Below are 26,304 nucleotides of genomic sequence, written 5' to 3' on the forward strand. Positions count from 1 at the left end.
CTTTTTTTGAGAAGACATCATGCCCTCAGCTGGTTCACTGTTACCGTGCTCATTGCATCCTCAAGGGATGGGGGTTAGGCATAGCCTAGTTGTGAAGAGTGTAATCGGATGAGCTGAGCATCGAGTGCGAGTGGGTCAGCGGTTCATCCTTCTGTTTCACCATTATCCGCAGCTGCTCAAGCATTTCTACCGCGCTGCACTAGTGCAGCCGACTGCATTGCTTGATTAAATCAAAAAAAAACCTGAAACTCTTGTCCGTGTCTTGATGCAAAGCACGAGTGGGACAAATCTCCCCATAAAGGCCAACCCACCGCTTCAGCATAACTGCCAAATGCCTAACAGCTTACGAGGGAGGCAAAGCCCTTCATCCCCGGGTATTTATTTATACCGGCTATGAAGGGCACTAGCAGCTTTAGCCGCCGTGAAAAAAATATTTTGAGAATTTTCAGGAATTTTATTCTAGATGTTGTAGAATAAAGTAAAGCGGGAGAGGTCGATAACCGATGATCATTCTGGAATTCAAAGCCAAAGGAAAAAAGAGTCAATACTCAGCCATAGATGAAGCCATTCGGACTGTAAAATTTATCCGAAATAGCTGCATCCGTTTATGGATGGACAATAAGGGGACAAACAAATTCGATCTCAGCAAGTACAGTAAAGTGTTGGCTCATCAATTCCCATTTGCTAATGAGTTAAACTCAACAGCTCGCCAGGCAGCATCAGAAAGAGCATGGTCATCGATTACTCGTTTTTCGGAAAATTGCAAGAAAAAGGTACCTGGCAAAAAGGGGTTTCCCAGATTCCAAAAGCATTGCAGATCGGTCGAATACAAACAATCAGGATGGAAGTTGTCCCCTGATAAAAAGTCAATCGTGTTCACTGACAAGAAGGCAATAGGGAAGCTTAAGCTGAAGGGTACATGGGACTTGTGGCGTTTCGGTAAGAAGCAAATTAAGCGAGTCCGGATAGTCAAGCGAGCCGATGGCTATTATGTCCAGTTTTGTGTTTCCGTTGATTGTAAGGAATCTTTAAAACCTACTGGCAATACTGTCGGTTTAGATGTGGGGCTAAAAGATTTCTACACCGACTCTAATGGCCACACAGAATCCTTACCCAGATTTTACAGAACAGGGGAAAAACGGCTTAAGTTTTATCAACGCCGAGTTTCCCGAAAAAAGAAAGGCTCAGCTAACCGCAGAAAAGCGATTAATAGACTAGGTAGGGCACACCTCAAGATAAGTAGGCAGCGTGAAGAACATGCCAAGAGACTGGCACGTTGCGTAATCCAATCTAACGATCTGGTCGCCTACGAAGACTTAAGGGTCAAAAATCTGGTTAAAAATCACTGTCTAGCCAAGTCTATTAATGATGCAGGTTGGTATCAGTTTAGAAGATGGTTGGAGCACTTTGGGCAAAAGTTTAGCAGGGCAACTGTTGCAGTAAACCCTGCCTATACCAGCCAAAATTGTTCTCAATGCGGCGAGATAGTCAAGAAGTCTCTATCAACCAGGACTCATAGCTGTAAGTGTGGTTGTCATTTAGACCGCGACCACAACGCTGCAATCAACATTCTTGAGAGAGCCTTGGGTACGGTGGGGCACACCGGAACCTGGATTTTAAATCCGAACTCTTCGGGAGATCTGTCCTCTACTCTTCTTGGTTCCGGCCAGGTTGAGCAAGACGGGTCATTGAGCGAAGAATCCCCGCGTCTTTAGGCCGGGGAGTGTCAATACATCAAACTAGATTCAAACTCCTACTAGAAAACTGATAGGAGTAGAATAGAGGACAGCACTAAAAACGGGGTTGTGGAGGGAAGAACGTTGGATGAGCTGAGAACTGCGTTAGAGTTAGCAACCGTTGAAGAGTTACAACAAGTGACAGACATTCTATTCTGTCGTAGGTTTAATCCCTTAGATTACCTTCAGCTCCCTGAGCCAATCGATATCCAAAGCCAAAACCGTGAAGCTTGGTTGGATTCCCTCGAAGAGCGATTTCGCTTCTTGGCAGCAGATGGAGTAACAGTACTCAAGGGACGCACGAGTGAAGTAACCTACCGACAAGCCCTGATTCAAGTTTGTCGTTACCTCAAAATTCCTTACTCTCAACGTCTGACTACAACTGACTTGGAAGCAGAAATATTTCTTCACCTAATGGAGAAAACCTGGAAACGCTTACCAACCCAAGAGCAGCAATCCCTAACAGTACAGGTACAAAAATGCTTAGCTAAGTCAAAACTCCCTGAACCCTTACCTGTACAAATCCAGCACAATCCTATAGAATTTTTACTCAAAGGTGGTAGCGCCCTAGCATTGACCTCGATTCTAAAGCCAATAATACTGCAACAGGTGGCACGTCAGTTTGCCCTGCATTTCGCTCGCTATCAGGTGGCTAAACAAGCCCTAGTCAAGGGAGGTTTGGCAGCAGCAGCTCAGTTTCAGAACTACTTTACACTACAAACAGCACGACAGGGAATGGCACTAAGTGCTGCTCGTTATGGAGTTACTCGGAGTGTTTTTGCCTGCCTAGGTCCGATCATGTGGAGCTATTTCTTTGTTGACTTAGGCTGGAGAGCGATCGCAACCAACTACGGTCGGATTATTCCAACAATCTTAACCTTAGCACAAATCCGCCTGACTCGTGCTGAGTGCTGGGAACCAGTTTAGATTGATAGTAGTGGTTAGTGGTTAATTGGTTCTTGGGAAAGAATAGACATTCAGACAATCACCTAGAAATAGCTTGGAACTGCGCTAAGCTGGGAACTCTTATCTTTCCCCTGTTTCCAGCTTTAGGCGCAGTGGGGTTAGTACTAGCTGTGGGAGATACTTGGCGGCAAAAGTACGCCAGTATGATCTCAAAACCCCTAAACTGGGGCTTGGCTATTTTGAGTATCTGGTTGCTCATTACTGCTAGCTTAGCCTTTAACCCCACAGAAGCGTTCCTAGGTTTAGGCAATTTTATCCCCTTCTTCGCCGTTTTCGCTGGTTTGTCTACCCTCATCAAAACCCCAGCACAGCTGAGGCAATTAGCCTGGATTCTAGTTATTCCTTCCCTAGCAGTAACCATCCTGGGTTTTGCTCAGATGGTTTTGGGTTGGACTAGCCCAAAACTCTTATCACTAGTCTTTGGTTCAACCTTGGTAGCTAACGGTAATCCTCCAGGTCGGATGGATTCAGTGTTTTTGTATGCCAATATCCTAGCCGCTTATCTACAAATACCATTAATTTTAGGGATAGGACTGTGGATTGAGAGGTTTCAAGCTAGGGGTTGGAGCTGGCATCGATTCGATTATCCGCTGTTGTTCTTGAGTGTGGTGGTGATCGGTAATGCGATCGCATTAGTTTTGACCAACTCCCGCAATGCTTGGATAATCGCTGTTTTGGCTTGCCTTGCCTTTGCCATTTACTTAGGTTGGTACTGGCTGGTGACAGCAGTTACTGCTGCTGTTGGTAGTGTTCTGTGGGCATCATTTGGTCCAATGCTAGGGCGTCAATGGCTGCGTAGTATTGTCCCAGCATACTTTTGGATGCGATTGTCTGACCAGTTGTATCCCAACCGACCCATCGCTACCTTGAGGACAACCCAGTGGAAATTTACTTGGTCAATGATTCAGGAACGTCCCTGGTTTGGTTGGGGGTTACGCAATTTCACTCCTCTTTACCAGTCACAAATGGAAGTCTGGCTTGGTCATCCCCATAATCTACCTCTAATGTTGACTGCTGAAACTGGCATCCCAGGCACACTGATGTTGAGTGGCTTAGTTGGCTGGATTATAGTACAAGGTATCCAACTATTAAGGGTTTGGTCAACCGTTGCGACCACTACCACTAGACAAGATTGGCATCAAGACAACTTAATTCTGTTCAGTTATCTGGTGGCTTTTGGCAGCTGTACTCTATTCAATCTGCTGGATGTAACTCTGTTTGATTTTCGGGTTAATACCTTGGGGTGGCTGTTGTTGTCAGCAATTCGTGGCGTGGCGTGTCACATTTAACCTAATTTAGTTCTTGATATTGCAATTAGCTAAACCTTAGTTGAAAAGGAATGGTTTAACCACGGGTCAGGATAACCGTTCCCATGTTGCCTAGAATAGGTGAAGTTAAGCTTAGTTTACCGAAATTGTCGGATTTTGTGGGATGATTAAAAGATCAGGATCCTTCCAAATGTCACAATAATCGAAAGCGTTGTCTAACCAGTTAGGATAAAACTGCAGTGGCACAAGATCGGGTCAGACAAAACATTAGGAATCGCGAAAGCCCAAACTCCACGACTTATTACGAAATACTGGGATTGCACCCTAGTGCATCACCCATAGCTATCCGACGTGCCTATCGGCAACTCAGTAAGCGCTATCATCCTGATACAACCGACTTACCCACTGAAACTGCCACGATTAAATTCCAAAAGCTGAACCAAGCCTATGCTACCCTGAGTAATCCAGAGCGACGAGCAATCTATGACCAAAAAATTGGTTATTCCCGCCTCAATGTGATTCAGCCACCCCCTAGTTTAAACAATCCAGTTAATCAAAAGCCACCAAGCTCCTCGTCCTCAGCTTACCTTGATCCCACTGACCGCCCCCTTTCAGCTGGGGAGATTTTTGTCTTATTCATTTTAGGACTAACCTTTTTAGGCTGCTTACTACTAGCCATAGCGATTGGATTAACCCAAGGTGAATCTGCTCTGCTAATTTCTAAACCCAGTGGCAATGATTTGCTTACCTTACCCGAGATTAATTTTATTCAACAGGCGAAACCTGATAATTTGGATAGTCAAATACCGGTTAATAACCAATCAGCCCAAAATACCCAGATAACCCATCTCTCAGAATAACTGATCAAGAATAACTTATAATATTAAGTCTGTTTAATCCCTTATAATGTTAATCCCTTATAATAGGGTTTATCCCATAAATGTTAATTGTCTTAATTGTTAATTGTCTTAATTTTTAATTGAAAATGGTCACGTGACCATTGACAATGTTCAATTTTCTACTGATGTACCACCAAGAATTATAAATAGTTAATCGGACTCGATATGACACTTCCGCCAGGTGATACCCCCTTGTATAACCACCCTCTACCTGAAATAGAGAGGTGGCTGAAAATACTAGGATGTGAACAAGACAGTAATGATCTACATTGCTGGCGTGTTGATCGACCTACCTGGAAAGCAGAACTTTGCCTTGAGGTAGAGGAGTTAATCGTGCGCTACGTCAAGTCTGGGGAAGATGGACAAGATATTCAACGATCTTTCAAGTATTCCCTCAGCCGCAAAGATATAGAAGATGCAGTTTTCTGTGGTCCTTAGTAGGTGAAGGGTCTGCGGTCGTTGAACGTTATAAGGTTGTCCCTTGTAGCGTGGCCTTTTGGCCAAGGTTAGAAGGTTGAAAGTTATAAGGTTGTTCCCTAGGCGAACAACTAAAAAACCTACCCTACAAGGAACGCCAAAAGCGAACAACTAAAAAACCTTTCACCATTCTTATCTTAGACTTTTCCAAACCGACGTTCACGCTGCTGATAAGTAGACAAAGCACGGTGAAACTGTCCACGGTCAAAATCCGGCCATAGGGTATCTGTGATGTAAAGTTCCCCATAAGCCATTTGCCAAAGTAGGAAATTGCTCAAGCGCATTTCCCCACTAGTGCGAATTAGCAAGTCTGGGTCACAGATATTGGCAGTGTAGAGATGGCGTGAAAATAGGGCTTCGTCAATGTCATCTGGTTGGATGTGACCAAGTTGGACCTGAGTAGCAATGGCTCGACAGGCTTGTATAATTTCCTGGCGGGCCCCGTAGTTAGTAGCCACAGTAAACTGAATGCCAGTATTATTGAGAGTTTCATTCATAGAATGCTCAATTTGTGCTTGCAACGATTGCGGTAAGGCGGTCAAATTTCCCACAAACTGAATCCGAACATTCTCCTCCATCATTTCTTGAAGTTCTCTAGCCAAAACCCGCTCAAACAAGGTCATCAGAAACTCCACCTCTTCTAAGGGGCGTCCCCAGTTTTCTGTAGAAAATGCATAGGCGGTAAGGGCTTTGATTCCCCAATCATCACAACAACGAAGTAGTTTTTTGAGAGCCTCCACCCCTTGCCGATGTCCTATAACTCGAGGTAGTCCCCGGCGTTTTGCCCAGCGACCATTGCCATCCATAATCACTGCCACATGTCTAGGCAAACGGTCTGGTGAAAGGTCGCTTGGTAATTTGTTTAGGATAGTTTGCATAGCAGTTATTTTTTCTCTTGAGACGTTGATGATGGAAGACGGAGGAAACGTGAAACTAGCACCCGTCCCTGGGACTTGAATTGGCGACCTAGGTTGCGTAGACCTGGAGCAACTACCTCACGATCCACGACTGGAGAAAATCGTTCCTCTAGCAATTGTTTGAGTTTCGTGCTAGTTAGTGGTCGGTACAATCCTCCTTTTTCCGCCAAAGAAATTGAACCCGTCTCTTCAGATACAACAATACAAAGGCAATTTTCGACACGTTCTGTAATTCCCATGGCAGCCCGATGGCGGGTACCCAGCTTCCGAGAGGCTGTGCGCTCAGAAAGAGGCAAAATCACCCCCGCAGCCACAACCCGAGAGCCACGAATTAATACAGCTCCATCGTGTAACAACGTAGTTGTTTGGAAAATGGTTTGCAGTAGTTCTTTAGAAATTTCAGCATTTAGCTGAACACCGGGTACAGAAACATCCCGCTCATCAATTGGACCATTGGTTTCTAAAGTTATCAAAGCGCCAACTCGATTTTGAGACAACTCTTTGACCGCGTCTACGATTTCATTGATTACACTGTCAGGCTTAGGAGTGGGACGTCGTTGTCCTTGAAACAACTGCACAATCTCTCCTCGACCTAACTGTTCAAGAAATCGACGAAACTCTGATTGGAAGATGACAGCCATTGCCACAGCTGAGCCAACCACCAACTTTTCTAGCACAAAACTCAATAGCGTCAACCCTAACCTATTACTTACTGCTGCGGCTAACATCAGGACAATTAGCCCTCGAACCATCCATAAGGTGCGTCGCTCCCCAATGATGAGGAGCACAAGATAAGTAAGGGCTAGAACCAACCCAACATCGATGCTGTGAAGCAACAATGACTGAGCCCAGCTATGGTCAGTACCAGGACCCGGCAACGGAGGCATTGAACGTTCAGGAAAGAATTAAGGATGGAGATGGAATCGAACTGGCTTGATTTTAGCGTCAGCCAAGTGATTAGTTATTAAAAAGTTAATGGTTAATGGTTAATGGTTAATGATTGGCGGTTAGCCAAAAGTCAACCATCAACAACCAATAGCTTTTAGCTTTTAGCTTTTAGCTTTTAGCTAATTTATGCTCTGGGTGAGTCGTTCTGGGATTCGATCTAGGCGAATTAAATCTTGGTAAGTTTCCCGCTGCACAATCACCTGGGCTTCTCCGTCCTTGACTAAAACTGCTGCTGGTCTAGGTAACCGATTGTAATTAGATGCCATGCTGTAATTGTAGGCACCAGTAGCCATTACCACTAAAATATCTCCTGGTTGAGTTTGAGGTAAGGTGGCATCTTTAATCAGAATGTCCCCTGATTCACAATGTTTACCAGCAATTGTGATTTTTTCGGTTAGGGGATCTGACATCCGGTTGGCAACCACAGAGCGATAAACGGATTGGTAGGTAATCGGACGCGGATTATCTGACATACCCCCATCAACCGTCAAGTAAGTCCGGATTTCGGGGATGACTTTAGAACTGCCTAGAGTGTAGGCGGTTACACAGGCTGGACCAACAATGGAACGCCCGGGTTCCGATAGCAGTTTTGGTAGGACGAGTTGCCGAGAGGTGCAAGCAGCAACAACAGATTCACAGATTCCCTTGACCCAATCATCAATAGTAGGAGGGTCATCGGATTCTAGATAACAAATCCCTAAGCCTCCTCCTACATTGATCTGTTCTACTGACAAACCGTAGTCAGCCGCTTTAACAATACACTCCACTAGCACTTTAGCCAGATCTTGATGGGGTTGCCTCTCAAAAATCTGAGAGCCAATGTGGGCGTGTAAACCAACAAAGTTGAGGGTTGGGTGTTGACTGATAAAGGTAAAAACTTCATCCCAGGTATCGGGATCAAAGCCAAACTTACTGTCTAGGTGACCAGTGCGAATGTAATCGTGGGTGTGACACTCGATCCCTGGGGTCAAGCGAATCATGATCCGGATACTCTCTTGTGGTAAAGAAGCCAGGGCTTTTAACTCCAGCCAGTTATCCACTACGATGGTGCAGCCACTCTCGGTAGCTAGTTCCAGTTCACTAGTAGATTTATTATTGCCATGGAAATAGAGTTTGTCAGCACTAACACCAGCTTGTAGAGCAGTGTAGAGTTCACCACCAGAAACCACATCGATTCCGAGGCTTTCAGAGTTTGCGATCGCACAAATTGCTAAACAATTCCAGGCTTTAGAAGCATAGAGGACTAGGGATTCTCCGGGATAATAGTTAGCAAAGGCTTCCCGATACTGATGACAAGCAGTTCTAAAGGTTACTTCGTCCACAATGTAAAGGGGGGAGCCAAATTGCTCGACTAGAGTCGTCACATCGCAACCACCAATTTCCAAGCAGTCACGGCTGTTAACTTTGGCGGTTAGAGGTAGCAGTTTCTGATTCGGTGAGGGGTTTGACCCACCATTATTTGGGTCTGGAGTGATAGATGAATCGAGATACTGAAGCCCTGAATTCTTAACCTGAGTGGGTTGAGTCGATAGCATTATGTAATTATTTTCCTGATTTTGCTTTAGAGTTGGAACTTGCGTCTCGTTAATCAGTGTACAATTGAAGGCTGTGACTGTCTTAAAACTTAAACCCCTCAAAGCAGAGCACCTAAGTGCCGCAGTGGCACTAGATCAGCTGTGTTTTGGTGGACTTTGGACTCGGTCGGGTTACGAGCGAGAGTTGGATAGCCCCAACAGTCAGTTGTTGGTTTTGGAAGCTCCTCCAAAAGGGGGCAAAAAAGAAACTTTGCTTGAAGGCACAGGTGTTCCCATCACCTCATTACCCAATTGCCTGGTAGGCTTAGGTTGTTTTTGGTCAATTTTGGAGGAAGCCCATATTATCATTCTGGCAGTGCATCCTGACTACCAACGTCAAGGTTTGGGTCAATTACTGCTTTATTCCTTGCTAGAGGATGCTAAACAGCGTAATTTAGAGTGGGCAACCTTAGAGGTGAAACCATCTAATCAAGCAGCACTGGCTCTTTACCAAAAGTTCGGCTTTACTGAAGCAGGACGACGTAGAAACTATTACAAAGACACTGGGGAGGATGCTCTGATTTTATGGCGGGGGGGTCTGAAAACCCCTGAATTTGAAAAAACAATGGCCGATTGTTACCAGGAAATTAAACAGCGCTTGGCCACTAAAGACCTGGAAATTGCTTAATGGCTAATCACCAGAAATGGCATCGGAAGTAAGTAAATAACTGTTTCAATTGCTGGGAGTTGTGTAAAAATCAACGGTGGGCTGATTTACCTGTGCTAGAATCAGCTTACACGGGCATGCAACAGGTGATGGGAATACGCCATGTTTGAACGCTTTACAGAAAAAGCCATTAAGGTGATCATGCTGGCTCAGGAAGAAGCACGTCGCCTAGGTCATAATTTCGTAGGCACAGAGCAAATCCTCCTGGGTCTGATCGGAGAAGGAACTGGCGTAGCTGCCAAGGTCCTCAAATCTATGGGCGTAAATCTCAAAGACGCTCGAATTGAAGTTGAGAAAATTATTGGCAGGGGTTCCGGCTTCGTTGCTGTCGAAATCCCCTTTACCCCCAGAGCAAAGCGGGTTCTGGAGCTATCCCTAGAAGAAGCTCGCCAGCTAGGCCATAACTACATTGGTACAGAACATCTGCTACTTGGGTTAATACGGGAGGGAGAAGGCGTAGCGGCTAGGGTTCTGGAGAACCTAGGAGTAGACCTGTCTAAAGTCAGAACCCAAGTTATCCGAATGTTGGGTGAAACGGCGGAAGTCACAGCAGGAGCATCTCAAGGTCGTACAAAGACTCCTACTCTCGATGAGTTTGGCTCGAACCTAACCCAGATGGCTAGTGAAGGCAAGCTAGATCCAGTAGTAGGACGGGAAAAGGAAATAGAACGGGTAATCCAGATATTGGGACGCCGTACCAAGAATAACCCAGTATTGATCGGAGAACCAGGGGTAGGGAAAACTGCGATCGCAGAAGGCTTAGCCCAACGAATCGCTAACAATGATGTTCCAGACATTTTGGAAGAAAAGCGAGTCGTTACCCTCGATATTGGCTTACTGGTCGCTGGAACCAAATACCGGGGTGAGTTTGAAGAACGCCTGAAAAAAATTATGGATGAGATTCGTCAGGCATCTAACGTAATCCTGGTGATTGACGAGGTTCATACCCTGATTGGTGCAGGTGCAGCTGAAGGCGCAATTGATGCGGCAAATATCCTCAAACCAGCCTTAGCAAGGGGAGAATTGCAGTGCATTGGAGCGACAACTTTGGATGAGTACCGCAAACACATTGAGCGGGATGCAGCCTTAGAACGTCGTTTCCAACCAGTAATGGTCGGTGAACCGTCAGTAGAAGAAACTATTGAGATTCTATACGGCTTGCGGGAGCGCTACGAGCAACACCACAAATTGAAAATTTCCGATGAGGCTCTCGAAGCAGCAGCAAACCTCTCAGACCGTTATATTTCCGACCGTTACCTGCCAGATAAGGCAATTGACCTGATCGATGAAGCAGGAAGCCGAGTGCGTTTGATTAACTCCCAGTTGCCCCCAGCAGCAAAAGAGCTAGATAAAGAACTGCGTCAGGTCCTAAAAGAAAAAGATGATGCGGTACGCTCCCAGGACTTTGATCGAGCTGGGGAACTACGCGATCGCGAAATGGAAATAAAGGCGGAAATTCGCTCAATTGCCCAAAGCAAGAAGAGCGAGTCTCGGGGTACTGATGACAGCCCAGTTGTAGATGAAGAGGACATTGCTCACATTGTTGCCTCTTGGACTGGTGTGCCGGTACAAAAACTGACTGAATCAGAGTCAGAGAAACTACTGCACATGGAAGATACCCTGCATCAGCGCCTGATTGGTCAGGAAGATGCGGTTAAAGCCGTTTCCCGAGCAATTCGTCGAGCTAGGGTAGGCTTAAAGAATCCCAACCGTCCGATTGCCAGTTTTGTCTTCTCTGGACCTACAGGGGTCGGTAAGACAGAATTAGCTAAATCATTGGCAGCTTACTTCTTTGGGTCTGAAGAAGCCATGGTGCGCCTAGATATGTCCGAATACATGGAGCGCCATACGGTAAGTAAGTTGGTAGGTTCTCCTCCTGGATATGTGGGCTACAACGAAGGTGGTCAACTAACTGAGGCAGTGCGTCGTCGTCCTTACACAGTAGTGCTGTTCGATGAAATTGAAAAGGCACACCCAGATGTGTTCAATATGCTGCTGCAAATCCTAGAGGATGGCAGGTTGACTGACTCCAAGGGTCGGACGGTAGACTTTAAAAACACCCTGCTGATCATGACCTCGAATATCGGTTCCAAGGTTATTGAAAAAGGTGGCGGACAACTGGGCTTCGAGTTCAGCGATAATCAAGCGGAATCCCAATATAATCGAATTCGGAATCTAGTGAACGAAGAACTTAAACAGTACTTCCGCCCAGAGTTCCTGAATCGTTTAGATGAGATTATCGTCTTCCGTCAGTTGACCAAAGAAGAAGTCAAGGACATTGCCAAGATTCTGTTAAAAGAAGTGTTTGGTCGTCTGTACGAACAAGGCATTACTCTAGAAGTCAGCGAGAAATTCAAAGACCGTTTGATCGAAGAGGGTTACAACCCCAGCTACGGTGCCAGACCATTACGCCGAGCCATCATGCGGTTGTTGGAGGATGTGCTGGCAGAAGAAATTCTCTCCAGTCGCATTAAGGAAGGAGATATTGCCTATGTTGATGTCAATGAAGAGGGTAAGGTACAAGTCAGTCGTAAGGAAAACCGAGAGCTTTTGCCTCAAGGAGTTGAGTAAGTGATTGTAGGGTAAAGCTCCTAATTATCCTGTGCTAACTCCCCTTAATCCCCCCTTACTAAGAGGGGGGAAATTTTTGGCATTGTTTATGACAAATTACCAGAATACGTACGGAAGAAGCTAAAAAAGTGCTACCAGTATTAAAAATGGCACTATAAGAGTTTATAGGATAATGGAAGACTTTTTTAAAAATGTATCTCGTTACCCACGCTACCTAATCAGTATTACTCTAGGAATATTCTATTCCGTGTTTTTGCTGGTAAAACCACTACTGAACCGCCCCCTAACTGCGATCGCATTAATTGGCATAGCCGTAGGAGTTTCTCTATTCATGGTTTTCACCCTACGTGGGATGCTCGGCTTCAGTCCGGTTTAGACTAGGTTTAGACTAGGTTTAGACTGGGTGCGCGCAGCTTTCGATGATGCCCATACTTTAACAAAGGGAACGTCATGACTACAAATCGCCGTGTTTATCGGGTTTCCTCCCTAATTCAACAGGAGGTTAGTCAAATGTTGCTTAACGATATCAAAGATGACCGGGTCGGTAGTGGGATGGTTAGCATTACCAACGTTGATGTCTCTGGCGACTTGCAGCACGCTAAGATCTATGTCAGTATCTATGGCACTGATGAGGCAAGATCTAAAACAATGGCTGGATTAAAATCAGCTACAGGTTATGTCCGTCGAGAACTAGGTCGGCGGATTCGCCTGCGCCGCACACCAGAGGTGATGTTTATTGAAGACCGTGGTCTCGAAGGAGGCGATCAGATGCTGAACTTACTGAATCAGCTTTCTCAAGAACGCCAGAGCAAGCAACTCGAAGACGATATTTCTGGAGCACAAGCTTGAATTCTCTCCCAAAGTCACTGCCTGATCTAAATAACCTTTCCCTAGCAGAACAGGTGGCGCAAATGGTAGTGGTTCGAGCATCCGGCTACCTATTTGATCACCAAATTCAGTATCCAATTTGGGAACCCCCAGCCGAGCAATTGCAGCGTTGGTTGCAAGAGTTAGGTATTGGGGGTGTTATTTTACTAGGCGGGAGTGCTGTGGAACTCGCCCTCAGGTCGAAACAACTCCAAGAGTGGGCAAAAATTCCCTTACTCATAGCTGCTGATATTGAAGAAGGTGTGGGTCAAAGGTTTGCCGGTGCCACTTGGTTTCCTCCACCGATGGCACTGGGAGCGATTGCCCAAAACGATCCTGAGCCAGCTTTGCAGTATGTCCGTACCATGGGAGAAATCACGGCTACTGAAGCGTTGGCCATTGGGATTAACTGGATCCTGGCACCAGTTGTTGATGTCAACAACAATTCCAAAAATCCTGTTATCAATGTCCGGTCGTTTGGTGATAACCCTCAAATCGTTAGCCAATTGGCTTCTGCCTTTATCCAAGGAACCCGACAGTATCCAGTCTTAACCACTGCCAAGCATTTTCCCGGTCATGGGGATACCGCGACAGATTCCCATCTGGATTTACCAGTCTTGCCCCACTCACCCCCCCGACTAGCTACGGTTGAATTGCCTCCCTTTACCAATGCGATCGCTGCTGGGGTAGATGCCATCATGACCGCTCACCTCCTAATTACAGCTTGGGATGACCAACACCCCGCCACCCTGTCTGAGCGAATTTTGACTCAACTGTTGCGCACAGACTTGGGATTTGAAGGACTGATTGTGACAGATGCTCTAGTAATGGGGGCAATTGCTAATCGCTATGGTGCGGATGAAGCGACAGTCATGGCTGTAGAAGCCGGTGCTGATATTCTCTTGATGCCGGTTAATCCCGAAACAGCAATTCAGGCAGTGTGTCAAGCAGTCGAACAGGGACGCATCTCACGGTCGCGGATTCAGGCATCAGTAGAGCGGATAAGTCGTGCCAAACGCAAAGTGGGGTATCACTGTCAAAGAGAGGGTTTAGAGGAACACTCCGCTGCACAACAAATACCATCTCTACAAAACCCGCCCTCACAACCTGTCCTGGAGTCGGGCTTAGACGATGATCCAGCTCAACAACCGATAACATTTCAACCCAACCCCAATTGGCTGTCGCAACTAGCTCAACCAACCACAATCACGACTGTAGCCGATATTCTCCAAGCTTCCCAGATAACTAGAGGTTTTCTAGCTTTATCATCAATACCCAGCAGCAGTAATCAACCGTTACGTAATCTAATTTTGGTCGATGATCTCTTAGCTTGTGACTTTTTGGGGCAGCACACACCAGCAGTCGCTTTACCAAGAAGGCTGGGTTACAAACTCCAACTGGTTGATAGTCACACTACCCTACCTTCGGAAGTAGTAGATAATTTTGTTGGTGCTAAAACTACTCTGCTACAGCTATTTATCCGAGGTAACCCGTTTCGGGGTAGTGCTGGATTGACAGCAGTAGCTAGGGCATGGCTTAAGATGTTGTTGAAAACTGGGGATTTACAAGCTCTCGTGATTTACGGTAGTCCTTATGTGTTAGAGCAGTTCCTTCCAGAGTTGCCACCGGAAACACCATATGTATTTTCTTACGGGCAGATGCCAGCAGCTCAAGCGATCGCTCTTAAAGCATTGTTACCGGAAAGCCCAACAATAGATACTTTTGTGAGATTTATTTAATTTTTAGGGAGTTTTAAGCTAATTTCTGCTAATTTGCCCCTCTACAGCTTGATTAGAGGAGAAGATGGATATGAACTACTGCAAGACCTATAGTAAATATTTTTTTTAATAAAACCGATATTATAACAGAAGCATATACCTCTGGTCAATTAATAGGAGTTGACAAAATACCCAATCCAATCTCAAAAAACACCGAGAATTCCAGCTTTACTCCTATCCCCTATTCCCTGATTATTGAGAGACTCTTTATAAAAGACTATTTATAAAGTAAATCTTAATACAGCTAGAGTAATGAAAATGGGTGGGTTACGGTGGACAGCTCTGTTATAAGATGAGCTTTTATCTTGGTGCGCGTTCACGCTTGTCGGGAAACCCGACCGGGGTCGGATCGCTACAGCACTCGCCCCCTATCCCACCCATTTAAGCTTTATTTAACAAACAGTCTCTAAAATATATCCGATATTGTGATTACTTAACCAATGCAGACAGGTTTGACAGCCAGGTGGTCCATAGAGAGACAGGGGGTTTGAGAGGAAGGTAGCTCCTACAGCCAATGACCAATGGCTCAGTCATAACCCAGTAGGCATTTTAGCTGAGCATGGGTTAGACTTTGACAACTTGCCCAAGGTATTTGAAGATCCTTATCAACAAATCTTGGTCAATGGTAACTTCTTATACTGAAATAATTTTAGTTCACAGTAAATAAATTTGGATTAATATAATCGTATCCCCGTTTTTTAGATCAAGCTGATAAGATATCCATGAGTGTTAACACAGTGCCATCTACCCCTTCTATCCGTTACTCAATCGATGTGATCCAAGACGAAGCACGTCGCTTGGTGGATAAAGGATTTGTCAGTCGTCAACAGCCCATTTACGTTCTTTGCCAATATATTCCAGCTCGAGAATGGCTGTGTGTGGAGTGTGAGCTAGAGCAGTGCGAATTCCTGCTAAGAGACCGCATTGCTGACCTGATCGGTTCTCAACAATGGGAAAATGACTAAGGGACCTCAGTGACACAGCATAGAAGCTGATCCTTAGACAAAAAAGTGCGATCAAGTCGGTAACCAGCAAAACCCCATCAATGCCACCGATAAAGGCTATAGTGACTTACCGGATTGGTTGGGCAACCGTCAGCGGTTGAGTAGATCTCAGCAAACTTCAGGGAATGGTGTTGGGGAGTAACAAAGCTGCCATTTTTAGTAAAAAGCCTTGAGTTGATGGTATCTCAGCGCTGAGTGGGTAAATCCATGTTTATGGGAACAGAAATGTCAGAGATTGAGCGGAGTTTCTGTTTCCCGTGCTTGATTTCTTGCCTATTAGGCTCCCGCTCTAGTCTCCCACTCAGACCTGAGTTTTTTCACGCTCCGCGTAAATCTAACTATTACTGTCTGATTTACGCAACTCCTCTAACTCCTTACGAAGATCAGCAAGTTGTGTTGTCAGTTCCTCAATATCATCCTGTGCATTGGACTGAACAGGATTGTTAGATGATGGTGCAGTAGGATCACTGGAGGTACCTGTTGTCGGTGGATCCACGGAATTACCTGGTTGATTCCACATCTGCTCAATAAAACGTCGGGCTTCAAGTTCAGTAGTCTCTCCTTTTTCCGCCCACTCAGTCATCTGTTGATTGAAATCTGACTGAAACTGAGCCAGACTTTCTTCACGCTTGTCAGGGTCTTGCAGGGTTTCAACGAAAGAGGCTGTTGCCCCCAAGGAGGCGCGAAACCCAGTTTGCAGTAATTCCAGGAGATTGTTGGAGTTCATTTATACTAACGATTTCCCATAAATTTTTTCTTAAGAACGTCCCACGGACGTGCAGTTCATCTGCTATGGAAGAGCCGAAACGGTTAACAAATTCTTCCCCATCTTAACCATCTCCCCCTGTTGCCTCTGACCCGCCTGTTGCCTCTGACCTTAGTTTCTTGAGAGACATTAGGCAGGATCTGACACGACAACAGTTGCTGGAAATGACACCCAAGCCTTCAGCTGACTTGTTCCAAATACAGGTTAACATCTTCTACCACACGAGTCAGTTCAGCTTCCGTACTCAAGCGGATGCGATCATCTCTGAGAGTAATTAAGACAATAGCCGCAAATGGAGAAGGATAGATATTGGGATTGCAGAAAATCTCAAGAAAGACATCCCCAGTAAATTGGTACTCCATCGGTTTTTGAGGCTTGGGTCTACCACCACTAGATACCTGAGCAGCAGCTTTCAGACTCTGCATCAGTTGGTAAAGCTCACCTTGCAATTTTTTGGCAGCATCGGCGGTGAATGGAAAAGACACCGAACCATCATTAAGATTTAATTTAAGTGGTATAGCGGACATAAGGCAAATCTGAGATGTTATCGATTGTTTGTTAATCGTTGTTGATAAGTTAAGTCGGGAAAAATAAACGAAACATTCTACCCAGGCGATGCAGTTCACGTCAACGGTCAACGGTTAACTTCAAGGGCAAAAAGATTAAGCCCTTATTATACTTTCCTATTGGGATTATACTTTCCTTTGGGGACTAACATCGGTCCCCAATGACTATTAATCAAAGTTGATAATCAAAGCTGAGGCTCTGCTTGGGACGTGGTAGCCAAGCTTTTCTCTTTGTCCCGCTTCCGCTTTTTGGCATACAGCTGAATTGAGGCAGCCATTACTATAATCATCGCAAGAATTAACCAAGAGGTAATATCTGTAGGCAAACTGTTCTTAAACACTGCCAGTAAAACAATTACCATCAGCAAGACAGTAGGTGCCTCATTGAGAGCACGAAACTGCTGACCAGTCCAACTGCATTCATTGGCAGCCAGCCGTCGCATAATCCTACCGCAATAGAAATGATAGACCAGTAAAAGGGCTACAAAAGCCAGCTTGATATGTAACCAACCTTGCTTGAGCACTTCTGGTTCTGTTAGCAGTAAACCAATTGCCATCGCTACCGTTACCACCATACCTGGGGTAGTAATTATGTGATAGAGACGTTTTTCCATAATCTCATACTGATTTTTGAGAATGGTTTGGGCAGGTTCGGGCTCTTGTGAAGCCTCTGCATGATAGACAAACAGACGCACCAGATAAAACAGACCGGCAAACCAAACCACTACACCAATCAAGTGAAACGCCTTGAACCAGAAATAAGCCATAGATTGTGTCCTCCATTATTACAACAGCGTCATGCAGCTCAGCAGTGTCTAGCCTCCTGACTTCAGCTATAGCGCTTGTCGCGTATCAGTTATCAGGTTCTTGAGGGAAGTCCCACGAATAATCATATACTCACGGTCCTGAGCCAAATGCCTAAGTTTTCCTTGCTTCAAAAGCTTAGTAGACCAGAGCTGATCGCTAAATGCTTACGATTATCTCATGTCTTCTTTAACTCATACAAAAACCATACAGAGTCAAACAGATAGATGAACCATAGCGTAAACCTGGGGTTGAGACAATGGACAAATAAAAAGCGATGCAGAGGTGCGACCCGTGGCGAATTTAATTCGACGACTGTAAGCACACCATTACGGTCTTGGGGTAAACCCCCACTCGCGCTTTGCATGGCTGACAGGGAAACGTTTTACTTAACCAATGTCAAGCATATGATTAATGCCAGCAGCATGCGAGAAAAAAGAAGATCACCTCGCCAACAAACCTCTATTTCTTATCGATTGGCTGGTCTCCTCTCAGCTCGTCAGCCAGTCGTTAATATTAGTAGAGGAGGTTGCAGCATTTGCAGTGAAAAACCTATCCCAGTCGGTCAAGTTATAAAAATACAGTTTTTCTTGCCACAAAATCACACAGTTACTGCTACAGTTAAAGTCATGTGGTGCAAAGGATCTAAAGGAAATTCTCTAGGAAACTATAGAGCTGGTTTAGAGTTTGTAACAGTCTCACCAGACAATATAGATTGTCTGTTGGGTCTGCCAGCAACACCTATTTCAACGCCTCAACTTCAGCTGAATAAGTTACTAAGAAATTATCCGGCTAAGACTTCTAACACCTGCTATACCTAATCCTCAGACTAAGTTGCGCTTCCAGAAAAGATATTACCCTTTTAACAGATGACGGGTGATGGGATTAATGATTAATAGGGTAAGCAGTTACTACTGATTAATTTTAAGTATTAATTTTAAGTAAACTTGGTATAAGTTGCAATCAAATATAGTTCATGTCTTTATGCAGTCGCTCATTGAAGTCCCCCCTATGAGCGACTGCATCGCTTTGTCAACGTGCTCATCAGGAGTGAACATCAAGGACAGTCAATCTTAACTATTAGACCATTTTCAGTTATTAAGGCTAAAGATGATTGACTGGTAATTGGGAAGAAGGTAATTGGGAATTGACCAAGGAATTACCGATTAGCGATTACTACGAAACAGTATGTATTTATAACAAGCGTACACAGAAATTAGAATTATCTGATTAGTTATTTATACTGATCAAATTATACTGATCAACTTAATGTCAAGGAACACAAACCAGCTTGTGGTTATTAAAACGATTGACGTAGATAAGCCCACTAAATTCAACTAATATTTACAACTTAATAAGGTTATTATTCACAAGTTTATGCGTTTAATTTAGTTAATTGGTGACCAAATATTTACTGGGCATTGCTTTCAGAGTAAAAAATCTGTTGATAAAGTCAAATTTTTGCCCAGTAAGGCGATAAGCAATTGGGGGTTATTGAGCAGACTATCTACAGAAGAGCTCTTAATCAGTGATATCCAATAAGTTAACTGCCATGGACTATGTCAAGGTTAATGGCAGTTTTACTGTGCTTTTTTTTTCGTTGTTAATGATCAAGTATAACATTTTTTGAATGCTCATATACCTCAAAAAAAAAGTATACATAAATATACAGAAATCATACTAAATCAAACCTGAACGCAAACCTAAACGTAAACCTATGGTCTAAAGAATAGATTTATACACAGCAGGATCGGTAATCTTACCATCTGCTATCATTTCAGAACTTCACCTAGCACAAGTTGCTTAGGAGTTGTTACAGTGAATTAAACCCTTTGCTTAGTTGCATCTACCTTTATATAGATTTATGAGTACTGAACAATTAAATCAAGTTATAGAAGCAATAATTTCTGGCAAGTATTCCTGGGCTTGTGTATTGATATTACGGTTTTCTGGCTACAATCCTTTGCAATATATGCCCTATCGAACTTACAATCGGTTAATCAAACAAAACTATAACTTAGGTAATCGGAATAAAACCTCATCCTCTCAACCATCAAAAATACTCAACAGGTGTTAATCATCAAGACAAGCACAATAAGAAATTACTCAAAAATCCTAGGCCCTAGGCTGTGAACTTTAGATCTTAGGTATTAACCCAGGCATTAAGTCCTAAAACCATTACTCATTAACCAAACACCAAACACCAAACACCAAACCCCTAACTCCTAAAACAAAAATCCTAATACCTATCTTTCAGGAGATTAATTTGACTAACACTCATCTACTTAAAGATCGGAGGAAATTTCCACGTCATATAACCTTACTAAATTATCAGATAGAAGGACTGATTTCCGAACAAAATGATTTAGTAGTTAATCTGAGTCGAGGCGGTGGCAAAATTTACATTAACAAACCCTTAAAAACTGGGGAACATAAAAAAATTAAGTTCTGCTTACCAGGCATAAGTTACACAGCTACTTCTATGGTTAAAATTGCCTGGCAAAGGGAAATTGCTTTAGATTCACCAGCTAAATATGAAGCAGGATTGACGTTTTTAGATATCTCACCAGTCAAGCTTAATACACTATTAGAACGGAAACAACTTATCTTCAGCAATCACTTTCAGTTCAAAGTATTACTGAAAACGTTTGCTGCTGCTGCCTGTATAGTTTCTGCACTTGCTCAGTTAGCTAGTAGTCAAACCGTTGCACCAGGAACTATTCTCAGTATTTTGCTGGAGGGTCTTAATGATCGTATCTCTTGGGTAGCAAGTCAAAATCTCACTGATGAAGCTAGCTTCAGCTGGCAGCAATCTCCTAGGCAGCATCCGATTGGATTTCACTTTAATCAGTCTTTAGTGAGTGTTGATGATTTAGAGTCTGCTCCTGAGCCAATAACGATGGCTAGTTTGGTCTTATTAGGTGCTACATTTCTGATCCCATGTCGTGACCTAGACTAGAGTAGTAATACCAAGTTAGCTTAATTCCCTATGGTGGCAGGATTAGATTAAGGGGTAAGGTTATGATTTTAAGCTTTCTGTTTTTTTTGCCTTGTTTTTAATTTTTTTTATGGCAGTTATTTTTATTAAAAATAAGTATTTTTATTGATGAAATTTAATTAGTTAGCTACAATATAAATATGAGCACTTAGGTTAAATCCCCTGCCTTCAGGTAGGGGATTTCTTAATGGTATTAATTAGTCAATTTACAAAGTATAGGGGTTTGCGAGTTTTTAAGTACATATTTATTTTTTAGGGAACAGGGAACAGCGGATCACCGGAACAGCGGATCGGGAGCATGTCACTTATGCAGCAACATTAGTACTAAGGTAATAGGTAATAGGTAATGGGTAATAGCGTGATTTGCGCGGTCTTGGGGAGGCAGTGCCGCCAAAGGGGGTTCCCCGGAGACGAAACCTGATTACGTTGAGCCTTTATGGTTGGTAGGTTATGCAGAAAAGGGTTAAAACTTATTGATTAGCGTGATTTGCGCGGTCTTGGGGAGGCAGTGCGGTCTTGGGGGTTTCCCCCATGAGCAACTGCCGTGGTTTCCCCCGGAGACCAAACCTTAGACAGGCTCGCCTTTATGGTTGTTCGGCTATGCAGAAAAGGGGTAAAACTTATGGATTAAGGCTCAACTGTCTTACGGTAAATTCAAACCACTCGCTATTGCATCAAGACAAGGCTCAACTGTCTTACGGTAACTTGGCCGTAGGCCACGCTTGGCCGTAGGCCACGCCAAAGGCGAACGCGAACAAACCATGAGCAACTGCCGTGGTTTCCCCCACTCGCGCTTTGCATCAAGACGGTAATAGGTAATAGGTCATCAGGGGAGCTAGTCCTGGATGAATATTTGTACATTATCTATAGCCCCCTCATGGGTAATTGCTTGCTCTACTGGAAAATAGTACTAATGTTTAAGCATTGCAAGACCTGCTCCCCAGCGGATCTGGGAATAGAGCAGTTGGCATCTAAACTAATTTATTTATTCTTGCCAATTAAGAAGTGGACTTTATCTTTTTCACCCCATTTTAATAATTAACTTATCTACAAATTCCTATAAATAAAAAATAATCAGTTAACTATTGACCCATACTTGAACATGAACACACCAGGTATAAATTCCAGGTTGAAGCTTATTTGCTTGTTCGCGTACCGTGGCCGTTCGCGCAGCGTGGCCTACGGCCTTAAGGCCAAGATTCAGAAGATAACTTTTAACCTAGCAACCTAGTAACCTGGTAATAGCGTTTCGGTTTACATATTAATTGTAAACATTGATGGAGAGATGGGCGGATGGGAAGAGAGTTAATTGAGACAAATGCAAGTTGTAAACAATTCCGATGCTATCAGATTTGATATAACCTGTAACCCTGGTTGACTGACAAAAGTTTGCGAGCGAAGCCCTAAAACTCTCTATAGACAAAGGTTCTAGGTCTTACAGGAAATGCACTTATGCATTGATCGTTTTGGGCTTCAGATTTTCAGCTTGATCATTTGCCTTCAAACCTTGCAACTATTGGGCTTCGCCGGGTTCGCTCGGAGAATGCTGAAACCCTTATTGAGCAGTCGATCTGAAATGTTTTGTCAGTCAACCAGCCTGTAACCTATAACCTATAACCGGCAACCTGTAACCTGTAACCTATAACCTGTAACCTGTAACCTGTAACCTGTAACCTGTAACCTGTAACCTGTAACCTGTAACCTGTAACCTGTAACCTGTAACCTATAACCTGTAACCTGTAACCTGTAACCTCCTCACCATCTGTAGCTCGAATAAATCAAATTGGGATCAGGTTTACTTTATGAATAAGATTTAAAGTTATAGCCCTAAAAATAAAGGGATTATAAATACGGATTTTGTACAAAAAGTATTTATACAAAAAATCTACATTAAAAATACATTTTAAGCTTAATTTAAACCTGATGAAAAACACGAGGTTCCTAGGATAAGTTTATAGCCAAAAAAAATTGTAATTGACTGATTGAGCCACCATGAACAACCCTATGGCTATCCCATAAAACCACAGTTTGCTCTTCCAATTGCATCACTATTATGGTCAGCTTTTAGAAGTTTGTTGAGCTGGTTTTGCAAGCTCAACCCAGTCCCAGTGGTAAGTACCTGAAAATAAATAAAGTTAACGTTGTCAACAATTGTCAAGGCATTGAATCCCTCTCTGTTTCGTGTTGCCTTGTCCGAAGGTTCCTTTTCTTAACAGTTTACTTTAATTTTATTCTACTACTTAACCGCTTAACCGCATCTATACTGACAAACCCGTAAAACTGGTGGTAATTCCTAAATTTTAGGATTTTTGTCGGAAATCAGGCAATTTATGCCATCGCTAGAGTTGCTTAGCTCAAAGAGACACAAATTAGCTCTCCACCTAAATGCGAAGTTGGAGTGACTTTTACGGAGATATGACCAGAAGACCTTAATCACTCGTTAGTACCATGACTCAATCCATAGCAAAGACCTATTCCCGTCTGAACGTATTTCTAGCAACTACTGCGACTACTTTGGTTGGTATGCTGGCGACTACTGGTGCAGCTAATGCAGCTAGTATCACCCATACTCAGACCATTGAATGGCGACCGACAACTGTTGATAAATCTTTCATTCTCCCCAAATTCGATGAGGCTTTGGGGACTCTCGAAAGTGTCACGATTGACCTGATCGGATTTGTCAAGGGAAATGCCCGTGCGGAAAGCCAGGAAGGCGCTCCAAGTACAGTAACCTTGGATCTGGCATCTAAAATTGCCTTAATCTTGAGTGAACCTGATATTACCCTAGTTGAAGTGAAGCCCCTAGTTTCAGAACAGGTTGGTCTCTCTAGCTATGACGGTGTACTTGATTTCGCAGGATCTTCTGGAGTCACATTGCCTGAGCGTACCGCTTCGGATAGCACAAGTAATACGTTTATGTCTGGGGACTCTGAGTTGAGTTACTTTTTAGGATCTGGAGACCAGGACTTTATATTCAAAGCGCTTGGTACTTCCACAGTAACGGGTGCGGGCAATTTGCTTTCTGGGTTCCAGACACAGGTAGCAGGGGAAGTTACATTGACCTACGACTACCAGTCGGTGCCAGAACCTACCAGTGTTATCGCTCTTGGTTTGGTAGGACTGGGGTTGTTGACACAAACCAAACGAACTAGGAAGAGTTGAAAATTATTTAATATTGCTTTTGCCATAGTGTATCGACCGAAGTTTCACTGAACTGGAAACTTCGGTTTTATATTGTTTAGTGATTAGTCATCTGGTAAGCATATGCGCACTTATCACAGGCTAGAAGCCTGTGCCACGCACGCGTGCGCGTTCAGCTATCAGCTATCAGCTATCAGCCTTTGGCTGAGCGCTGACGGCTGATAGCTTACGTCATCTGACCAATGAACAATGGCTAATCACTAATCACTAATCACTAATCACTAATCACTAATCACTAATCACTAATCACCCTTTGAAGAAACTATTCCCACTCTATGGTTCCAGGAGGTTTAGAGGTAATATCATAGACTACCCGATTAACTCCCTTGACTTCATTAACAATCCGGTTGGAAATAGTTTCAAGTAAGTCATAAGGTACTCGTGACCAGTCAGCGGTCATACCATCTTCACTGGAAACAAAGCGCAATACAATCGGATGAGCGTAAGTGCGCTTGTCCCCCATTACTCCGACACTGCGTATTGGGAGCAATACGGCAAAGGCTTGCCAAAAGTCGTTATACATCCCCTGTCGGCGAATTTCATCTCGAACGATGAAATCAGCATCTCGCAGAATATTCAACCGTTCTGGGGTCACTTCACCAATGATGCGAATCGCCAACCCTGGTCCGGGGAAGGGATGTCGGCGCACAATCGCTTCTGGCAAGTGGAGGTCACGACCGAGTTGGCGCACTTCGTCTTTAAATAGCTTGCGTAATGGTTCTACCAACTTGAAGCGCAGGTTTTTAGGTAAGCCTCCGACATTGTGATGGCTCTTGATTTTCACAGCTACCCGCTCACCGGTTTTGGGATCAACGTTAGTATGGGCTGATTCAATCACATCGGGATAGAGGGTACCCTGAGCTAAATAATCAAATGGACCAAGACGCTGGGATTCTTCTTCAAAGACGCGAATGAATTCGTGACCGATGCGGCGACGCTTTTCTTCTGGGTCAGTGACACCAGCAAGGCGAGCCAAAAAGCGATCGCGAGCGTTCACATACTCTACTCGAATACAAAATTCTTCCTCAAATAGCTTCACCAACTGCTCTGGTTCCCCTTTGCGCATGAAGCCTTGGTCAATAAACATACAAGTTAGTTTATCCCCAATGGCGCGATGGAGTAAGAAAGCAAGGGTAGAGGAATCTACTCCACCAGACAGAGCCAGCAGAACCCGTTTGTCCCCTACCTTGGCACGCACTTCTCGAATCGCTTCCTCGATAAAAGCAGCAGTGGTCCAAGTGGGTTCACACTCGCAGATGTTGTAAACAAAGTTACGGATTAGGGCAAGACCATCGGTTGAATGCACAACCTCTGGATGGAATTGCACGCCATAAAGTTTTTTCTGATAGTTAGCGATGGTCGCACAAGGGGTATTCTGAGTATGGGCAAGGACTTCAAACCCATCTGGCAAAGTCACACAGGAATCCCCGTGGCTCATCCACATGGTTGAGTGGTCTCGCACATTGCTCAGTAAGTCAGTGGGGTGATCAATTAGTAAGGCGGCTTTACCATACTCAGCTTTTTTTGCCCTGGTAACTGTTCCACCTAGTTGTTGCACCATCAACTGCATCCCATAGCAAACCCCTAGCACGGGTATACCTAGATTCCAAATTTCTGGGTCACATAGGGGAGCACCATCGTCATAGACGGAATTGGGGCCTCCAGATAGAATGATGCCCTTGGGATGAAGCTGCTGTAGCTGTTCAGCTGTGGTCTGATAGGATAGCACCTCGGAGTAAACGTTAGTCTCGCGAATGCGACGAGCAATCAGTTCCGAGTATTGAGAGCCGAAGTCCAGAATCACAATCATCTGGCGATTCAACTGCTCTGCTAGAGAGGCTACAGCCAATGCCTCTTTCTGGTAAGATAGTTTGTTGGTCCTTAGGGTTACTGCTGTGTTCGTCATGTTTAGTTGTGTGAATGTACGAACAGGTCGCTGCCTAGGTGTTCTTCTTGGCAGCATAAATTGATTGCTATGAACAGATAGGTTGAAAGCTGATGGTTTCCGTAAATTAATCCTTCAACGCCCCAACACTTTGATGTGGATGGTAGCGCTGGCATTAACCAGTTAGTCTGAGTCGTAGACTCTCATCGACGATACAGAACTCAATCTGTTTACGGTTATGTCAGTTTCCACTCCCACACGCACTTCATAGACCTGCCTGGCAGTGGTATGTCTGTTGACACTCTCGTGACTTCTAGTCATGAGATTTTTCAGGGTTTCAGTCTATATGTCCTGAAATGCGAAGTTTCAGCTGATAATCAAGTTAATTTATCATACATTGGGTTCGGCTACA

Annotated in this window: 25 protein-coding genes; 15 read left to right on the forward strand and 10 right to left on the reverse strand. The window is 44.1% G+C overall.

From position 1 onward, the window contains the following. Positions 1–503: 503 nt before the first annotated feature. The 5 genes from F6K46_RS16600 (at position 504) to F6K46_RS16620 (ending at position 5,307) form a co-directional block, all read left to right on the forward strand. The gene (locus F6K46_RS16600) at positions 504–1,715 is read left to right on the forward strand and encodes a transposase (RefSeq protein ID WP_293059982.1); all 1,212 of its coding nucleotides are present in this window, start codon (positions 504–506) and stop codon (positions 1,713–1,715) included. Positions 1,716–1,820: 105 nt separating this feature from the next. Continuing rightward, positions 1,821–2,663, forward strand: a complete 843-nt coding sequence (locus tag F6K46_RS16605) for a YaaW family protein (protein WP_293059985.1) — start codon at positions 1,821–1,823, stop codon at positions 2,661–2,663. Between the two features lie 32 nt (positions 2,664–2,695). Further along, on the forward strand, positions 2,696–3,991 hold the full coding sequence (locus tag F6K46_RS16610; protein ID WP_293059988.1) for an O-antigen ligase family protein: 1,296 nt from the start codon (positions 2,696–2,698) through the stop codon (positions 3,989–3,991). Positions 3,992–4,209: 218 nt separating this feature from the next. Next, positions 4,210–4,830: a DnaJ domain-containing protein gene (locus F6K46_RS16615; RefSeq protein WP_075903979.1), complete on the forward strand. Its 621-nt coding sequence runs from the start codon at positions 4,210–4,212 to the stop codon at positions 4,828–4,830. 204 nt (positions 4,831–5,034) lie between these two features. Continuing rightward, positions 5,035–5,307 carry a DUF3143 domain-containing protein gene (locus F6K46_RS16620; protein ID WP_070395455.1) on the forward strand — a complete coding sequence of 91 codons (273 nt, stop codon included), beginning with the start codon at positions 5,035–5,037 and terminating at the stop codon, positions 5,305–5,307. Positions 5,308–5,483: 176 nt separating this feature from the next. Here the strand turns inward: F6K46_RS16620 and F6K46_RS16625 are convergent, their stop codons facing one another. The 3 genes from F6K46_RS16625 to lysA form a co-directional block, all read right to left on the reverse strand. After that, positions 5,484–6,224, reverse strand: coding sequence for an isoprenyl transferase (locus tag F6K46_RS16625; protein WP_293017925.1), 741 nt, complete (start codon positions 6,222–6,224; stop codon positions 5,484–5,486). Between the two features lie 5 nt (positions 6,225–6,229). Beyond that, complete coding sequence (cdaA, locus tag F6K46_RS16630; RefSeq protein ID WP_070395453.1) at positions 6,230–7,150, reverse strand: diadenylate cyclase CdaA; 921 nt, start codon at positions 7,148–7,150, stop codon at positions 6,230–6,232. A gap of 180 nt (positions 7,151–7,330) precedes the next feature. Further along, a complete protein-coding gene (gene lysA, locus F6K46_RS16635) occupies positions 7,331–8,746 on the reverse strand; it encodes a diaminopimelate decarboxylase (protein ID WP_075903975.1) in 1,416 nt (471 codons plus the stop codon). A gap of 73 nt (positions 8,747–8,819) precedes the next feature. Here lysA and rimI point away from each other — a divergent pair, with 73 nt between their 5' ends. The 6 genes from rimI (at position 8,820) to F6K46_RS16665 (ending at position 15,633) form a co-directional block, all read left to right on the forward strand. Beyond that, on the forward strand, positions 8,820–9,413 hold the full coding sequence (rimI, locus tag F6K46_RS16640) for a ribosomal protein S18-alanine N-acetyltransferase (protein ID WP_293059994.1): 594 nt from the start codon (positions 8,820–8,822) through the stop codon (positions 9,411–9,413). A gap of 141 nt (positions 9,414–9,554) precedes the next feature. Further along, entirely contained in the window at positions 9,555–12,023 is a 2,469-nt protein-coding gene (locus F6K46_RS16645) for an ATP-dependent Clp protease ATP-binding subunit (protein ID WP_075903969.1), read from the forward strand. Between the two features lie 172 nt (positions 12,024–12,195). Further along, positions 12,196–12,399 carry a DUF751 family protein gene (locus F6K46_RS16650; RefSeq protein WP_075903966.1) on the forward strand — a complete coding sequence of 68 codons (204 nt, stop codon included), beginning with the start codon at positions 12,196–12,198 and terminating at the stop codon, positions 12,397–12,399. Between the two features lie 74 nt (positions 12,400–12,473). Continuing rightward, entirely contained in the window at positions 12,474–12,872 is a 399-nt protein-coding gene (gene rbfA / locus F6K46_RS16655; protein WP_075903963.1) for a 30S ribosome-binding factor RbfA, read from the forward strand. Beyond that, the gene (locus F6K46_RS16660; RefSeq protein ID WP_075903961.1) at positions 12,869–14,629 is read left to right on the forward strand and encodes a glycoside hydrolase family 3 N-terminal domain-containing protein; all 1,761 of its coding nucleotides are present in this window, start codon (positions 12,869–12,871) and stop codon (positions 14,627–14,629) included. Before rbfA ends, F6K46_RS16660 begins: the two co-directional genes overlap by 4 nt. A 761-nt stretch (positions 14,630–15,390) precedes the next feature. Then, positions 15,391–15,633: a DUF4327 family protein gene (locus F6K46_RS16665; protein ID WP_070395448.1), complete on the forward strand. Its 243-nt coding sequence runs from the start codon at positions 15,391–15,393 to the stop codon at positions 15,631–15,633. A gap of 373 nt (positions 15,634–16,006) precedes the next feature. Here F6K46_RS16665 and F6K46_RS16670 read toward each other — a convergent pair whose 3' ends face one another. From F6K46_RS16670 to F6K46_RS16685, 4 genes are all read right to left on the reverse strand, one after another. Next, positions 16,007–16,399, reverse strand: coding sequence for a hypothetical protein (locus tag F6K46_RS16670; protein WP_075903958.1), 393 nt, complete (start codon positions 16,397–16,399; stop codon positions 16,007–16,009). Positions 16,400–16,617: 218 nt separating this feature from the next. Then, positions 16,618–16,965: a hypothetical protein gene (locus F6K46_RS16675; RefSeq protein WP_075903956.1), complete on the reverse strand. Its 348-nt coding sequence runs from the start codon at positions 16,963–16,965 to the stop codon at positions 16,618–16,620. A 224-nt stretch (positions 16,966–17,189) separates the two neighbouring features. Continuing rightward, positions 17,190–17,771: a protoporphyrinogen oxidase HemJ gene (gene hemJ, locus F6K46_RS16680; protein WP_075903953.1), complete on the reverse strand. Its 582-nt coding sequence runs from the start codon at positions 17,769–17,771 to the stop codon at positions 17,190–17,192. A gap of 215 nt (positions 17,772–17,986) precedes the next feature. Continuing rightward, on the reverse strand, positions 17,987–18,175 hold the full coding sequence (locus F6K46_RS16685; RefSeq protein WP_293060004.1) for a hypothetical protein: 189 nt from the start codon (positions 18,173–18,175) through the stop codon (positions 17,987–17,989). On the opposite strand from F6K46_RS16685, the gene F6K46_RS16690 reads away from it, so the two are divergent. From F6K46_RS16690 to F6K46_RS16700, 3 genes are all read left to right on the forward strand, one after another. Continuing rightward, positions 18,174–18,629 carry a PilZ domain-containing protein gene (locus F6K46_RS16690; protein ID WP_075903951.1) on the forward strand — a complete coding sequence of 152 codons (456 nt, stop codon included), beginning with the start codon at positions 18,174–18,176 and terminating at the stop codon, positions 18,627–18,629. The two genes, F6K46_RS16685 and F6K46_RS16690, sit on opposite strands and share 2 nt — an antisense overlap. A 1,043-nt stretch (positions 18,630–19,672) precedes the next feature. Beyond that, positions 19,673–19,885 (forward strand): HetP family heterocyst commitment protein, encoded by a 213-nt coding sequence (locus F6K46_RS16695; RefSeq protein WP_070395443.1) that lies wholly within the window; start codon positions 19,673–19,675, stop codon positions 19,883–19,885. Positions 19,886–20,074: 189 nt separating this feature from the next. Further along, a complete protein-coding gene (locus F6K46_RS16700; protein ID WP_293060009.1) occupies positions 20,075–20,767 on the forward strand; it encodes a PilZ domain-containing protein in 693 nt (230 codons plus the stop codon). A gap of 705 nt (positions 20,768–21,472) precedes the next feature. Here the strand turns inward: F6K46_RS16700 and F6K46_RS16705 are convergent. Further along, positions 21,473–21,607 carry a hypothetical protein gene (locus F6K46_RS16705; RefSeq protein WP_293060014.1) on the reverse strand — a complete coding sequence of 45 codons (135 nt, stop codon included), beginning with the start codon at positions 21,605–21,607 and terminating at the stop codon, positions 21,473–21,475. Between the two features lie 1,647 nt (positions 21,608–23,254). Between F6K46_RS16705 and F6K46_RS16710 the strand changes: the two genes are divergently transcribed. Beyond that, positions 23,255–23,968 (forward strand): choice-of-anchor E domain-containing protein, encoded by a 714-nt coding sequence (locus F6K46_RS16710; RefSeq protein WP_293060017.1) that lies wholly within the window; start codon positions 23,255–23,257, stop codon positions 23,966–23,968. A gap of 301 nt (positions 23,969–24,269) precedes the next feature. On the opposite strand, the gene guaA is transcribed toward F6K46_RS16710, so the two are convergent. After that, positions 24,270–25,913 carry a glutamine-hydrolyzing GMP synthase gene (gene guaA / locus F6K46_RS16715; RefSeq protein WP_366510725.1) on the reverse strand — a complete coding sequence of 548 codons (1,644 nt, stop codon included), beginning with the start codon at positions 25,911–25,913 and terminating at the stop codon, positions 24,270–24,272. Positions 25,914–26,075: 162 nt separating this feature from the next. Continuing rightward, positions 26,076–26,213 carry a hypothetical protein gene (locus F6K46_RS16720; RefSeq protein ID WP_293060020.1) on the reverse strand — a complete coding sequence of 46 codons (138 nt, stop codon included), beginning with the start codon at positions 26,211–26,213 and terminating at the stop codon, positions 26,076–26,078. Between the last annotated feature and the right edge of the window lie 91 nt (positions 26,214–26,304).

It is taken from the genome of Moorena sp. SIO3E8 (assembly GCF_010692445.1).
GTDB classification, from domain to species: domain Bacteria; phylum Cyanobacteriota; class Cyanobacteriia; order Cyanobacteriales; family Coleofasciculaceae; genus Moorena; species Moorena bouillonii.